This is a genomic window from Flagellimonas olearia (assembly GCF_009184425.1).
Lineage (GTDB): Bacteria > Bacteroidota > Bacteroidia > Flavobacteriales > Flavobacteriaceae > Flagellimonas > Flagellimonas olearia.
Map to the genome: position 1 here is coordinate 1,060,358 of NZ_WELG01000001.1, position 15,280 is coordinate 1,075,637.

The window sequence follows — 15,280 nt, forward strand, 5'->3', positions numbered from 1 at the left end:
ATGTCCTTAGGAAACTCAGAGTTGATTCTGAACCCTGATGGCAGTATTTACCATCTCAATCTTCTCCCGGAGGATATTGCCACGACCATTATTACCGTTGGCGACCCTGACCGTGTTTCTTCGGTAAGCAAACACTTCGATTCCATTGAGGTTAAAAAACAGAAGAGAGAGTTCCATACCCATACGGGACATCTCAAGGGAAAGCGCATTACTGTACTCTCCACAGGTATTGGAACCGACAATATCGACATTGTTTTCAATGAATTGGATGCCCTGGCCAACATTGATTTTAAAACACGAAAAGTCAAATCCAATAAAATACAGCTCAGTTTTATACGGATTGGTACATCGGGGAGTATCCAACCTGATATTCCAGTAGACTCTTTCTTGATGAGTACCAGTGCCATTGGCCTTGATGGGCTATTGCACTTTTATGAATCTGGACAGTACACCAATATCGGCCTAGAGAAAAAGCTTGGTGAATTCCTGGGGTGGAACAGTCTTAATATTCATCCATATGCTGTGGATTACGATGAAAAACTTGGGGAAGTTTTTACTTCAAATCGTATACGATTTGGAATAACATGTACAAATTCAGGGTTTTATGGACCGCAAGGACGTAATCTTCGCCTTAGTCCCAAGATTGTCGATTTCAATGAACGTCTTGCCGCATTCACCTATCAAAATCAACAGATAACCAATCTGGAAATGGAGACCGCAGGTATATACGGACTGGCCAAAATGCATGGACATCGTGCTGTTTCCTTGAATGCCATTCTTGCAAACCGTATCACTGGTGAATTTTCCAAAGCCGGGGATAAGACCGTGGATGACCTAATCAAGTACACCCTTGAAAGACTGGTTTCAAGTGATTTTATATCTTGATTTTTGGCTCATCATAAAAACCATACCAAACGGAATGGGTATTTTTGGAACCTAAAGATTGCTCTTCATGAAAAACGTAAAAATTATTGGAGTTCCTGAACATTTCAACCTGCCGTGGCACTTGGCTATGGAAGATGGTGCTTTTGAAGATCGGGGAATACAACTGACCTGGACCGATGTTCCCGAAGGAACAGGCAAAATGGCCCAAATGCTACTGGATGGAGAAACAGATCTGGCCATTATTCTTACCGAAGGCATGGTCAAGAGCATTTCACAAGGGAATCCCAGTAGGATTGTCATGGAGTACATCTCCTCACCCCTACTTTGGGGCATCCATGTGGCCGCGGACAGTCCAAGGAAATCCGTGTCCGAGCTCAAAGACGACAAGGTAGCCATAAGCCGTTTGGGTAGTGGCAGCCATTTAATGGCCTATATCAATGCCGAAAACCAAGGCTGGGACCCCACTCAACTCCAGTTTGAAACCATCAATAATCTTGATGGCGCAGTGGAAAGCCTGAGCAACGGATCGGGAGCCTATTTTATGTGGGAGCATTTCACCACCAAGCCTTTGGTGGATGACGGCACCTTCAAATGGTTGGGCGACTGCCCTACCCCATGGCCCTGTTTTGTTTTGGCAGCAACCAATGCTTTTTTGGAGGAAAATTCAGGGATATTGGGCCATATTTTGGAAGTGATCAATACCTACACCCCAGAATTCAAACAAATTCCAAGCATAGACCGCACACTATCCAACAGATACGAACAAAAATTGGAAGATGTTCAGGAATGGCTGTCCAAGACCACTTGGGGACAGCAACAGATTTCGGAAAAAACACTAAACGAGGTTCAATCGAGATTATTTGACCTTAATTTAGTTGATGATATAAAACGTGTTGAGAGTTTTCTTTGGAGATAGTCCAAAAATCTAACGATCTAATAATCCCTGATTGACACGAATTACTCGAATTTTCTCGAATGAAACGTGTTTTTACATATTTAAACAATCAGATTCACCAATCTATCGGTTGTCTGCCCAGCTGGGAAAGTAGCCCATTGGTAGTGCTGAAGTGTTGGTTTCCAAACCACAGTCCCCTATTCGCACTCAATGGCGAGGGATGCCCTGAAGTCAGGATGTGGTGCTTACTTTTGTCGATCAAGGTCGCTTTCTTTTTGGCGAATCCGCCCCAAAGTAAAAACACTACCCCATTCAAATGCCCTGAAACCATTTTAATGACCGCATCGGTGAACTGCTCCCAACCTTTATTTTGATGACTGCCAGCCTGATGTGCCCTAACCGTAAGGGTCGCGTTGAGCAACAACACCCCTTGATCGGCCCATCGCTCCAGATTTCCGCTCTTGGGATACGGTTTTTCAACATCCACTTTGATTTCCTTGAAAATATTGACCAATGAAGGTGGATGTGGGATACCATCCTTTACCGAAAAACACAATCCATTGGCCTGATTGGGACCGTGATAAGGGTCTTGTCCTATGATTACCACTTTGGTTTCCTGAAATGGACAGTGGTCAAAGGCCGCAAAAATATCCTTGCCTTTTGGATAGCAGGTATGCCCACTATATTCCTGTTTCACAAATTGCACCAATTGCTGGAAATAGGGTTTTTGAAACTCTTGCTCCAAATGCGTCTTCCAGCTTGGATCAATATTCACGTCCATAAAAATGCTTGTTATTTTTTCTTGGTCAGTTTGTAGAGCAAATAACCGATTCCCACAATAAAGTGCAGCAGGATGATGCCTGCAATTACATAAATCAAGGTGTTGTCCCTGCCCATTGGATAAGAATTTGCGCCCAAAAGGCGCTATTTTTTCAAATGTAAGCATAGAATGTCTTTAAATGGCCAAGTTGTCGGCAAAAACCCTTTTTCCCTCCCAAGCCAAAATCCTATCTTTACGCCGCCAGTTGAAAAAAATGCAGAACATTCACCCCAAAACATTACAGGATTTAGAGTTCCCCACTGTATTGCAACAGATTTCCTCGCGTTGCAATACCGAATTGGGAAAGGAATCCGCTTTGGAAATCGCACCGATTGACGACAAGGAAGCGTTGTTGGAGGTTCTGGGGCAAACCTCGGAGTATTTGGCCTCCTATACCAATGACAACCGGATTCCAAACCATGGTTTTGACAGCATCAATAGTGAACTGTCCTTATTGAAAATTGAAAACAGCACCCTTGAAATCCCAAGTTTCAGGCGAATTTCAAGTATTTGCAAGACGGTTGCCACCCATCAAAAGTTCTTCAAGAAATTCAAGGAGTATTACCCTTTACTTTTTAAAAAGTCCGAAGCTTTGGAGCCGAATACCGAGATTCCGGCCGCTATAGACGACGTAATCGACAAGTTCGGGGAAATCAAGGATTCCGCTTCCGATGAGTTACGCCACATCCGTTCGCAAATCAATAGCGTGCGTGGCAAAATCAACCAAAGCTTCTCGGCGGCACTGGTGCGGTATCAATCTTCCGATTTTCTGGACGATATCCGGGAATCGGTTGTGGAAAACCGAAGGGTATTGGCGGTAAAGGCCATGCATCGCCGCAAGGTAAAAGGTACTGTGATGGGCAGTTCCAAGACCGGGAGCATTGTCTACATCATCCCGGAGTCCACTGTGGCCCACACCAGGGAACTCAACAATCTGGAGTTTGAGGAAAAAGAAGAAATTCAACGCATCCTCAACCAGCTCACTAATAGCATTAGGCCTTTTGCCCCCCTCCTTAAGCTGTACCAAGCTTACCTTACTGATATCGATATTACAGCTGCAAAGGCCAAGTACGCTTCCGAAATGGATGCCCTACTTCCCGAAATCAGCGAGAAACGGGAACTTTTTCTTAGGGATGCCTATCATCCACTGCTGTACTTGAACAACAAACGGAAGAACGAAAAAACATGGCCGCAGACCATTCAACTGCACAAAGAGAACCGTATCATTGTGATTTCTGGGCCCAATGCGGGAGGAAAAAGTATTACCCTAAAGACCATTGGACTCCTACAGACCATGCTGCAAAGTGGACTGTTGATTCCGGTCCATGAGCGCAGCAAAGTATGCCTTTTTGATAAGATTTTAACAGATATTGGAGATAATCAATCCATTGAAAATCATCTAAGTACATACAGCTATCGACTCAAGAACATGAACCACTTCCTAAAGAAGTGCAACGACCGTACTCTGTTCTTGATCGATGAGTTTGGAACCGGAAGTGATCCCGAATTGGGAGGCGCATTGGCGGAAGCATTTTTGGAGGTTTTCTATGAACGGGAAGCTTACGGGGTCATTACCACCCACTATGCCAATTTAAAGGCGTTGGCCAATGAATTGCCACATGCCACCAATGCCAACATGCGTTTCAACTCCAAAACTTTGGAACCCACCTTTCAATTGGTATTGGGCGAAGCAGGTAGCTCCTTCACCTTTGAGGTGGCCCAAAAGAATGGCATCCCCTACTCTTTGATCAACAAGGCCAAGAAAAAGATAGAACGCAGCAAGGTCCGTTTTGATGCCACGATCGCCAAACTTCAGAAAGAGCGCAGCAAAATGGTACAGACCGGCTCCAAACTCAAGGAAGAGGAAAGCAAGGCCCGTGAAGAGGCCAGTCGTTTGGAAGAACTGAATTCCCGTATCAAATCCAAATTGGAGAACTATCAGGAACTGTACGACCACAACCAGCGGATGATCCAATTGGGCAACAAAATCAACTCGGCGGCCGAGAAATACTTCCTGGACAATAAAAAACGCCCCTTGATCTCCGAAATGCTCCGCATTGTGGAAACCGAAAACAGCAAGCGCAAGAAAACCACGGCCAAAAAGGCCAAGGAAAAAAAGCAACAGCAACAACAGGTGGCCCAAGAACTGGAACAAAAGATCAAAAAAGTACGGGTAGAGAAGAAAATCCAAAAGAAAAAGGAGGTCCAAGCCGAAAAGAACAAACCCAGACCCATTTTTAAGGTGGGCGACCGTGTTCGGATGATGGACGGTAAGGCCGTGGGCAGTATAGACGCTCTGGAAAAGGGCAAGGCCATTGTAAACTATGGCATGTTCACCACCAACGTGAGTGTAGACCAATTGGACTTGGTGGAAGTCAAGAAATAACATTGGTCATGTAGAACCCCTGTCTCGAGATTGGGAGGGAGCTATGCGAGTGTGAGAAATCCAATCTAACTTAAAAGATTTCTCAATCGGCACTAAGTGCCTCATATCGAAATGACCTTTATCATAACATTGCTACTGAGCGGCCGGAGAGTCGAAGCACCAGCTACACTAGTTCATTTGTCATTTCGAACCGAGCTATTCGAGCGTGAGAAATCCAACGCAATGAAGATTTCTCCTCGTTCCGGAAGGCTTCGGGACTCACTCGAAATAACAACAGTCAGCACAAACATTCTTGTTTGTTTGAAAATCAATCCTGTATTTAATATTTTTAAAATATCTCTATTATTTACTTTAACCACACTTGATTGAATGGACTGGAAAGAGCTAAAAGAAGTTTTGGAAATTTTAAAAATTCTCATTGAAGGTCTAGCTATAATCATAGCGGGGCTATGGACTTATTTGTTGTTTGTTAGACAACGTTTAGCATTGCCAAAAGTAAACATTGTACCGGCCATTACCCATGTCCGCACCTTCAATCATTGGACACTGATACATGTTGAACTGAAGATCGACAATGTTGGGTCAGTAGTGTTTAGGTCAGGCAACGCTGAGGTTCGACTCCGACAGGTTTCCCCTTTTCCCGATGATGTAACATACTGGATAAATATAGGGTATGATCCCGTGGAGCAGCATAGAACCGAGGTCGAATGGCCATTGATTGCCGACCGTAAATGGGACTGGTCCAAAGGTCCATTTGAGATTGAACCGGGTGAATCAGATTCGCTACACGCAGATTTTATCATCCCAAATTCCATTAATGTGATTGAACTATATGGCTTTATTGCAAATACCATGAAAAAAAGGCAAGGTTTAGGATGGACATTGACCAAAATACACCAAATTGATTCTCCAGTTGAGCATCCGAATTTTATTAAAGTTGAAGAATATCAACATAGGTCAGGGCAACAGCAACAGCAACAGCAACAGCAACAGCAACAACAGCAACAGCAACAGCAACAGCAACAACAGCAACAACAACAGCAGCAACAACAACAACAACAACAGCAACAACAACAACAGCAACAACAACAGCAACAGCAACAACAACAGCAGATGCCGCAAAGACCCCAACAACAGCTGCAGCAACAGCAATTTCTTAAACCACGCCCTCCGAAAGTGAAAAAATAAGCCAGTTCAATTTGATTAAGCCATCAACGGAACCCACTATTTTCTGTTGGCCCAAAATCAACATCACAAAAAACCAAACCATTCCCAACACTATTTTTTCTATCTTGTTGGGGAAAATTAATCTCAACAAACCTTAACAAGCAATGAAAGAAAAACCATCCCCCTCCAGCAGACGGAGTTTTATCAAAAGTACCGCACTGGCTTCCAGTATTTTTATCGTTCCACGCCACGTTCTGGGCGGCCCCGGCTATTTGGCCCCCAGTGATCGCCTCCATTTGGCGGCCATCGGTTCGGGCGGTAAAGGTGCCAGTGATATCAGCAATGCATCGGTCAATGGCCGTGAGCGGGTGGTGGCCCTTTGCGATGTGGATTTTTCCGGATCGGCCAAGAACACGGTGAAAAAATTCCCCAAAGCAAAGCTTTTCAATGATTATCGTGAAATGCTGGACAAGGTAAAGGGCATCGATGCCGTTACCATCAGTACCCCGGACCACGTGCATGGTCCTGCAGCGGCCTATGCCATGGGACTCGGAAAGCACGTATACGTACAAAAACCCATGACCCACAATATTCGCGAAGCCCGTATGTTGACGCAAATGGCGCGTGACAAGCAAGTGGTGACCCAGATGGGGAACCAAGGTGGCTCCAACCCTTTATTGGGCATGGTGCAACAATGGGTGGATTCTGGAAAACTGGGCAAGATCACCAAGGTAGAAATCTGGACCAATAGGCCCGTATGGCCACAAGGCTATGCCATGCCCGAGCCGGACCCTTCCAGCAAACCCAGCGATTTGGATTGGAATCTCTGGTTGGGCCCAGCCCCGTTGAAACCCTACACTCCAAACCTTCACCCCTTTAACTGGCGTGGATGGTGGGATTACGGAACCGGTGCCTTGGGCGATGTAGGCTGCCACTTGGTGGATATCCCCTACCGAACCTTGAAACTGGGCTACCCCACTGCCGCCGAATGTAGTGTGGGCACGGTGTTCTCCCAAATGTGGAACCCCGATTACCACCCAGAAGGATGTCCGGCCACCTCGTTCATTACCTTGAACTACGACGCCACCGAAAAAACAGGGGCACCTTTGGTCATGACGTGGAGCGATGGAGGCATACGTCCCTCCCACCCAGAGATCATCCCTGCCGATAGCGATATTGGAGGTCCGGGAAGCCAAAACGGCGTGCTGATTCACGGCGAAAACGGGGTCATTTCCACGAACATCAACGACAGTTCACCATTGACACCCAAACTCTACCTGAACGATGGTACCACCGAGTTTGGTCCAGAAGTGGAAGACATGCCGGAACCTGAATACGGCCACCAACGCAAATGGGTGGATGCCTGCAAAGCAGGATTCGGAAGTCCAGAGCACATGGGCCTAACCTCTTCCTTTGAGTATGCCGGTCCCATGACCGAGACCGTACTCATGGGCAACCTGGCCATCCGCAGTTATATGCTGCAACGCCCCAACGGCGATGGCAACATGGAGTTCTACGGTCGTAAAAAACTGCTGTGGGACGGGGACAACATGAAGGTGACCAACTTTGAGGATGCCAACCAGTTTGTTACCCGCACCTACCGTGAGGGTTGGGAAATGTAACCCGGCAACACACTATACCAAAGGGCCGCAAAATAAATATCCGATATCTGACGTCTGAGTTCTGATATCAGATTTCAGGGATATTTTGCGGCCCTTTTCTTTCTCCACCCCACCACCTAACTCCTAATTCCCAACCCCTATTTCCTAACTCCTGCTTCCTAGATCTTACTCCTTGATGCGCTCAATACACTCCCAAAGCCCCTTAACGCTGAACAGTGCATCTTTCTCGGCCTCGTCCAAGAGTTCATGGGAATGGTAGATGGTAACATCGTGCACCAATTTTAGGGCATTGACCAAATCGGGGGCATCCAGATAATGGGTATAGTCCAGCAGTTGTACCTGCGCGGGACTGAGCATTTTGGAAATTTTGGGGGTGATTTTCACCTCGTCCCCACTCATGCCGTGATTACAATGGGGGCAGTTGGTTTGATTCTCATCGGTTCGCATAATAGAAGATTAAGAAATTGAACAAATAACATTTGAACATCGCAAAACTGACAAGTGTAGCTAGGCAAATATACACTTTAAATGTAATGCGGTTGATAACTCTTTGAAATTGTATAGGTTAAAGGGTTGGCAGTAAGCCAAGAATGGGTGAAATTAGATGACTGCACACGTAATTCATGAAAACAAAAAGACAAAAAGACAAAGATATATTACCGCAAAGTATAACGACTTTATCAAGGATATTAATTTCTGCCTCTGCAACTGCGATTTCTGGAGATCCTGTTTTAGGTTCTGGTGCCGCCGCTTTTTTGACCGAGACATTTTTTGGTATTCGAAGTAGATTGAAATTAAATCGTGCTGAAAACTTTATAATTGAGTTTTCAAAATATATAAAATCAACAACTCCAGACTTTGATATTGAAGTTGTTGATAGTGAAGATTTTGGCGATTTTTTTGAACAAGTTCTGATAAAAGTCAGTCAAACGCACTCAGAGATAAAGTTAAATGGATTCAAAAAATTAACAGCAAATCAAATTCTTAATCCAGTTTCATACGATTTGGCCCCTAAATATTTAGAACTCATTTCAAAAATTAATGAAAATCATTTAATCCTACTTAGGCATTGGTTTTTTGAAGAACTCAATTACAAATCAATTATTGGGAAAATACATAGTGAAAGAAATCGATTAAAGCAAGAATATGATCTTGGATTAAACAAAGCCTCAAGCGATGAAACATACTCACAGTACCAAATAAGGTTATTGAATTATGATTTGATTGACAAAGAAAATTTTCGCGATAAAATAAAAATCAAACGAAAAAAATTAATAACCATATTTAAAAATGATGAATTTGATTTTTGGGCGCATGACCTGCGAAATCTAGGGGTTTTTGAGCATGACACTACTTCAAACTCTTACAAAGGAGATCGTTCTTTTCAATATTTATATCTTTCTCCTTTTGGTAAAAAAGCTGTAGAGTTTATTTTTAACTAATTGGCCTCTACGACTCTCGCAAAATTGCATTCTATACCCACTTGCCATTAAGACAGAAATGGGCGGCCTTAGTTGATAAAGCTAAAACCCTATTGCAACCATGCGCTGCGTATGAACTTCCCCATGTTCTTGCCCCTCTTTATCCCCCAGAAATTGACTATGTAATCCCTCAACATAAAATCACTACCTTAAACACCGTAACCAACGGGTTTGCAAATCGTTATGCCATACGCTCAAAACGATACCCCATGGTAACCGGGATAGCCGAAAACCGACCAAAGTAGGCCCAAACCATCTGAATTATGAAAAAATCAACCAACCGATCAACCTTGCTCACTACACTTTTAGTTTTGGCCCTTATTTGCCAAAGTTGTGAACAAAAACACCAGGAAGAAACCAAAGAAGTTAAAAAGGAAGTTTTGGCTGAACCCGAGAAACCTGAATATTTCCTTTTGCGCCCTGAGGTGGAAAAAGCATACGGATATTCCCACGCCGTAAAAATTGGAAATGATATTAAAATATCCGGAGCTGTAAGTATGGACGATGAAGGAAATCCAACGGCAATTGGCGATCTGGAACAACAGATGAAAAACTGTTATGCCGATTTGGACAAAATATTAAAACACTTTGGTTGCACATTTGACGATGTGGTAAAAGAAGATATTTTTACAACTGATATGGCACAAATGCTGGAAAAATCAGCATATCGGGCTGAAATTTATAAAAACGGATTTCCAACTGGCTCTTGGCTTGAAGTCAAGGGATTGGCATTACCTGAGTTTATGGTGGAAATCGAACTTGAAGTACATAAACCGGAATAGAAGTACAATTCCATGGCAATGACCAAAGTTGATATTGAATGAACAAAACCTTAAGACTATTACCTTTTTTTCTGTTGACAATAGCTGCTTGCAAGGCGCAAAACCATGAACCGTCCGATTTTATTCCAAAAGGTTATGCAGTGTTTGAAAACTATTATGGAGACCTAAACAATGATGGACAGGAAGATTGTGTTGTGCTGATCAAAAAGACCGATACGGCAAATATCGTCACCAATAGATTTGACCAAAAAGTGGATAGAAATAGGCGTGGAATCATTGTGCTGTTCAAAACTGCTGAAGGTTTCCGTGTAGCCGATAAAAATTATGACTGCTTTTCATCCGAAAATGAAGATGGCGGGGTTTACTTTCCACCCCAATTAAGTGTTGAGATCAATAATGAAAAATTGTACCTGCACTACGGACACGGCCGATATGGATTTTGGAAATACACTTTTAGATTTCAAAATTCAAATTTTGAATTGATAGGGTTTGATTCAAGCAGCAATTATGGGCCAATCATAAATAAAGAGACCAGCATCAACTTCTTGACAAAAAAGAAACTGATCAAAGAAAACACCAATGAAAATGCAGAAGGCGGAGATGAGGTGTTCAATGAAACCTGGGGTGATGTTGAAATAGAACATTTGATAAAACTCTCTGACATAAAAGACTTTGACGAATTGGAAATGTATGACTATTGAACAAAAACTTTCCACAACGAAATTATAAGCAAGACTGTTCAAAAAATGAAATTTAGAAAAGCGACCCAAAACGATGTTGCCAAAATCGTGGAAATGATCGCGGATGATGAACTTGGAAAAACAAGGGAAAATTATCAAGTACCCTTGCCCACGGAATATCTTGTCGCATTTGAAAATATAGATGCCGATCCTAACCAAGAACTGATTGTTGTGGAAAACGAAGAGGCTGAAATCATCGGGACTTTACAGATGTCCTTTATTCAATACCTCACCTATAAAGGTGGGATCAGGGCGCAAATAGAAGCGGTACGAATTAGAAAAGACAAAAGAGGCCTCGGTATTGGAAAAACCATGTTCGAATGGGCCATACAGAGGGCCAAGGAAAGAAACGCCCATTTATTGCAACTGACCACGGACAAAAAAAGACCAAACGCGATTCAATTTTACGAAGATCTTGGATTTAGCGCCTCGCACGAAGGGATGAAAATACATTTCAACTAGAGATGGTCCCGTTCCCTCCTACTTTTCAATGCGCTTGGGAATACTTAAAATCCTCCCCAAATCACCCAAGTGACTCCTTAACCAAAAATCACTACCTTAAATTTCTTAACCAATTGACCTTTGAGAGGCAATCACTTAAGACCAATTACCCATAAATCACAATTAGAAAGCTAAGTTTATCAACAAAATAAGAAGCATGAAAAAACTACAATACCATATAGACATCAAGGCATCCGCTGAGCGGGTTTACAACACCATGCTCGGTATAGGTGACATTGGGACCTACGAACAATGGACGGCAGAATTCAATCCAACCTCCTCCTATGAGGGAAGCTGGGAAAAAGGGTCTAAAATCCATTTTGTGGGAACCGATGAAAATGGAAAAAAGGGTGGAATGGTATCCGAAATTGCAGACAACATCCCTTTCCAATTTGTTTCCATTCGCCATAATGGAATCTTGGATGGTGAAAATGAGATTACGGAAGGCCCAGAAGTTGAAAAATGGGCAGGTGGACTTGAAAACTATTCATTCCATGAGAACAACGGAGTGACCACGGTAACCGTGGAAAGCGATGTGACCGAGGACTACCTGGATTATTTTGATACCACCTGGCCCAAGGCTCTGAACAAACTCAAAGAACTTTCGGAAGAATAGAACAGTTTTTACATAACCAATAACCGGCCTCCTAAGCATAAGAAAAATGAACACAATCCATACCTTATGAGATTACGCCTTCTACAAATTCTGATACTGTTCCAAATCAATCTCATGGTTTCTCAAACCTCTCTTGGGGAAATCAACCTTGAAAACGGAAAGTACACCGTGGGGTTTCGCCACTACCCTACTCTAGATAGCTCAAGAACCTACAGCAGGGCCATGGACTATACCCACAAAAAGGTAGCCCGACCCATTTCCATAAGTCTTTGGTATCCTGCAGAACAAATTGGAAAAGGTATGGAGCCCTTGCAGGTCCTGGATTACCTTGAAATATTAAAAGAGGAAGAGGAATGGGAGCATTTGCCCAACGAACAGATTTTAAATTGGTTTTATTATCCCAACACCCCTGCCAACCAAAAACACCTCAAGGAAAATACAACAGCTTATTCCAAAGCGGATTTCAGAAAAGAAAAATTTCCTGTAGTGGTCTATGCACCCAGTTTCATGGCGTCCTCCATAGAAAACTTTGCACTTTGCGAATATTTGGCAAGCCATGGGTATGTGGTGGTATCCAGCCTAAGTCGTGGTACGGAGACCCGTTGGTTCAGTAACAACAATGCCAAGGAGATTGAGACCCAGGCCAGGGATATGGAGTTTTTGATAAAAGAAGTTGGGAAACTCCCTATGGTAGGTTATGACCAGATTGCCCTAATGGGCTTCAGCTTTGGTGGCCTGTCAAATATCATCGTGCAAAATAGAAATGATATGGTAAAAGCCATAGTCAGTCTGGATGGCACCGAAAGATATCAATATGGGCTATTGGAGCAATCTCCCTTTTTTGATGCGGCCAAAATAGATGTCCCCTACCTCCATATGGCACAAAAAGACATTCCCGACATCGTCTTGAAAGAGGACAAAATCGATGCCGAACTCAACACAAAATTCCCCTTGTATGACAGCATAACCCAAGCTACCACATATCGGCTGAAGTTCCACGACCTTACGCACAGTTATTTCAGCACCCTTGGGATTCTCTTTGCCGATAGGGACAATAGACAAGATAAAAGTGATTCCAAAATCATGGAGTCCTACAAATGGGTAGTGGCCTATGCATTACATTTTTTGGATGCCGCACTAAAGAAGGACAGCAATGCCATGCAGTTTATGGACAATGAACCGTCTGGCAATGGCGTAACCCAAGATTTAATCTCCCAAACCACCAAGCGACCAGAAAAAAGAGCCTACACCTTTCAGGATTTTAACGACTTGGCCTCAGTCCAGGACTATAAAGATCTATCCCAACTGTATAACTCCATACTAAAAGCTCATCCGGACTTTACCATCCCGGAAGGCAATTTGAACACGCTCGGACTGCAATTGGTCTTCAACCCAAAAACATCTTCGCAAGGGATAGAGGTGTTTTTGTTGGCCACACGACTTTTCCCAAATTCTGCCAATCTCCATGACAGTCTGGCGGAGGGCTATTTATTCTTGGGCAACACGGAAAAAGCCATTGAAAGTTTTGAAAAATCCTTGGCATTGAACCCTCAAAGCCAAAATGCCATATATAGATTGGAGCAACTAAAAAAGTAACACTTTGAAAAAACCAACATTTCCATTCGTAGCACTCCTTTTTTGCATGGCCCATTTGGCCTTTGCCCAAACCCCAAAACAACCGAATGTGATCATCATAATAACGGATGACCAAGGGTATGGCGATTTGGGGAGTACCGGCAACCCGCATGTACAAACACCAGTCTTGGACAAATTCGCCCAAGAGAGTGTCCGTTTCAATAATTTTTATGTATCCCCCGTCTGTGCGCCAACACGTTCCAGTGTCATGACAGGCAGATACAGTTTGCGTACTGGCATCAGGGACACTTACAATGGTGGGGCCACCATGGCCCAAAACGAGGTGACAATTGCTGAAATGCTCAAGCAGGCCAACTACCGTACGGGTATTTTTGGTAAATGGCATTTAGGCGACAATTATCCGTTCAGGCCCAACGATCAAGGTTTTGACGAATCGGTCATCCATCTGGCCGGAGGCATGGGACAAGTGGGAGATGTTACCAACTACTTTAAGGGAGACCGAAGCTATTTTGATCCCGTACTTTGGCATAACGGAGTGCAGGAAGCCTATACAGGGTATTGCTCAGACATCTTTGCCGAACAGGCCATGGATTTCATCCAAGAAAATAGGGAGCGCCCCTTCTTTTGCTACTTATCTTTTAACGCGCCCCATACCCCACTGCAGGTACCCGACAAATATTATGAAATGTATAAGGACATAGACCCTGCTTCGGGATTTGACCATGATGGCAGACCGTTTCCCCATATGTCTGAAAAAGATAAGGAAGATGCCAGAAAGGTGTATGGCATGGTTACCAATATCGATGAGAATGTGGGCAAATTGTTGGATACCCTGGACAAGCTAAATATTGCGGACAATACCATCATCATCTTTATGACGGACAATGGTCCTCAACAATCCAGATATATTGCGGGTATGCGTGGAAAGAAAGGTAGTGTCTACAGAGGAGGTGTCAGGGTTCCCTTTTTTATAAAAAACCCTGCATTTAAAGCTGATAAAGAGGTGGAAATACCAGCAGCACACATAGACCTATTGCCCACCATAGCAGAGCTGTGCCATGTGGACCTGCCGAAATCCAAAACTGTGGATGGGCGTAGTCTGGTTCCCTTGATCAATTCTTCAAACCCTACATGGCCGGAAAGGTATTTATTCTTCTACTGGACCCGTCGTTATCCCGAACTATACAACAACATTGCCTTACAGAAAGGAGATTATAAGTTGGTGGGGCACACCTCCTATGATTCCCCTATTACCGAATTTGAATTGTTCGACATAAAAGAAGACCCCTACGAACAATCCAATATCATTGCAACAAACACAGAGCTTGCTGAAACTTTCAAAAAGGATCTGGACGCTTTGTACTATGAACTGATTTCCTCAGAGAACCTTATGCACCCTCCCCGCATTGAAATAGGAAATGCCAACGAGAACCCCACCATATTGAACAGAAATGATGCCGATGGGGAACGGGGCATTTGGAATCAGGAGGAAATCTATGGAAAATGGAACGTAAAGGTCAACGCAGGGGTGTACCATATAAAGCTGAAGTTCATCAAACCTGTAGCAACCGGAGGAAACTTATTGTTTGAAGCAGGAAGTGTGGTCACTAGAAAAAAAGTGCAAAGCCCCATTACGGATAGTATTGAAATGAACAATGTCTATCTCCCAGACATGGAATGTGAAATACTGCCCTATTATCTTGTGGACAAAAAAAAGATATTTCCGTTCTGGGTCCAAATGGAGAAAATTAATTAAAAGTTCAGGTTTGCTAAGATTGGAAAACTCAGC

14 protein-coding genes are annotated in these 15,280 nt (G+C 43.5%); 12 read left to right on the forward strand and 2 right to left on the reverse strand.

All coding sequences use genetic code 11. The annotated features are described in order from the left end of the window. A complete protein-coding gene (locus F8C76_RS04510; protein WP_152130642.1) occupies positions 1–885 on the forward strand; it encodes a nucleoside phosphorylase in 885 nt (294 codons plus the stop codon). A gap of 67 nt (positions 886–952) precedes the next feature. Further along, positions 953–1,801 (forward strand): substrate-binding domain-containing protein, encoded by an 849-nt coding sequence (locus F8C76_RS04515; RefSeq protein WP_152130643.1) that lies wholly within the window; start codon positions 953–955, stop codon positions 1,799–1,801. A gap of 94 nt (positions 1,802–1,895) precedes the next feature. Here the strand turns inward: F8C76_RS04515 and F8C76_RS04520 are convergent, their stop codons facing one another. Then, the gene (locus F8C76_RS04520) at positions 1,896–2,561 is read right to left on the reverse strand and encodes a uracil-DNA glycosylase (RefSeq protein WP_152130644.1); all 666 of its coding nucleotides are present in this window, start codon (positions 2,559–2,561) and stop codon (positions 1,896–1,898) included. Positions 2,562–2,814: 253 nt separating this feature from the next. Here F8C76_RS04520 and F8C76_RS04525 point away from each other — a divergent pair, with 253 nt between their 5' ends. The 3 genes from F8C76_RS04525 (at position 2,815) to F8C76_RS04535 (ending at position 7,775) form a co-directional block, all read left to right on the forward strand. Next, on the forward strand, positions 2,815–4,986 hold the full coding sequence (locus F8C76_RS04525) for an endonuclease MutS2 (protein ID WP_152131469.1): 2,172 nt from the start codon (positions 2,815–2,817) through the stop codon (positions 4,984–4,986). 369 nt (positions 4,987–5,355) lie between these two features. Then, positions 5,356–6,174 (forward strand): hypothetical protein, encoded by an 819-nt coding sequence (locus tag F8C76_RS18840; RefSeq protein WP_211372116.1) that lies wholly within the window; start codon positions 5,356–5,358, stop codon positions 6,172–6,174. A gap of 143 nt (positions 6,175–6,317) precedes the next feature. Then, positions 6,318–7,775, forward strand: coding sequence for a Gfo/Idh/MocA family protein (locus tag F8C76_RS04535; protein ID WP_152130645.1), 1,458 nt, complete (start codon positions 6,318–6,320; stop codon positions 7,773–7,775). Between the two features lie 165 nt (positions 7,776–7,940). Here F8C76_RS04535 and F8C76_RS04540 read toward each other — a convergent pair whose 3' ends face one another. Continuing rightward, positions 7,941–8,222, reverse strand: a complete 282-nt coding sequence (locus F8C76_RS04540) for a hypothetical protein (protein WP_152130646.1) — start codon at positions 8,220–8,222, stop codon at positions 7,941–7,943. A 176-nt stretch (positions 8,223–8,398) separates the two neighbouring features. On the opposite strand from F8C76_RS04540, the gene F8C76_RS04545 reads away from it, so the two are divergent. From F8C76_RS04545 to F8C76_RS04575, 7 genes are all read left to right on the forward strand, one after another. Continuing rightward, positions 8,399–9,217 (forward strand): hypothetical protein, encoded by an 819-nt coding sequence (locus F8C76_RS04545; protein ID WP_152130647.1) that lies wholly within the window; start codon positions 8,399–8,401, stop codon positions 9,215–9,217. 302 nt (positions 9,218–9,519) lie between these two features. Continuing rightward, positions 9,520–10,038, forward strand: a complete 519-nt coding sequence (locus F8C76_RS04550; RefSeq protein ID WP_152130648.1) for a RidA family protein — start codon at positions 9,520–9,522, stop codon at positions 10,036–10,038. A gap of 38 nt (positions 10,039–10,076) precedes the next feature. Beyond that, positions 10,077–10,739, forward strand: coding sequence for a hypothetical protein (locus F8C76_RS04555; RefSeq protein ID WP_152130649.1), 663 nt, complete (start codon positions 10,077–10,079; stop codon positions 10,737–10,739). Between the two features lie 45 nt (positions 10,740–10,784). After that, positions 10,785–11,240, forward strand: coding sequence for a GNAT family N-acetyltransferase (locus tag F8C76_RS04560; RefSeq protein ID WP_152130650.1), 456 nt, complete (start codon positions 10,785–10,787; stop codon positions 11,238–11,240). A gap of 196 nt (positions 11,241–11,436) precedes the next feature. Continuing rightward, positions 11,437–11,895: an SRPBCC family protein gene (locus tag F8C76_RS04565; protein ID WP_152130651.1), complete on the forward strand. Its 459-nt coding sequence runs from the start codon at positions 11,437–11,439 to the stop codon at positions 11,893–11,895. A 66-nt stretch (positions 11,896–11,961) separates the two neighbouring features. Further along, positions 11,962–13,491: a dienelactone hydrolase family protein gene (locus tag F8C76_RS04570; RefSeq protein WP_152130652.1), complete on the forward strand. Its 1,530-nt coding sequence runs from the start codon at positions 11,962–11,964 to the stop codon at positions 13,489–13,491. Between the two features lie 4 nt (positions 13,492–13,495). Continuing rightward, entirely contained in the window at positions 13,496–15,247 is a 1,752-nt protein-coding gene (locus F8C76_RS04575; RefSeq protein WP_249042360.1) for an arylsulfatase, read from the forward strand. Positions 15,248–15,280: the final 33 nt, after the last annotated feature.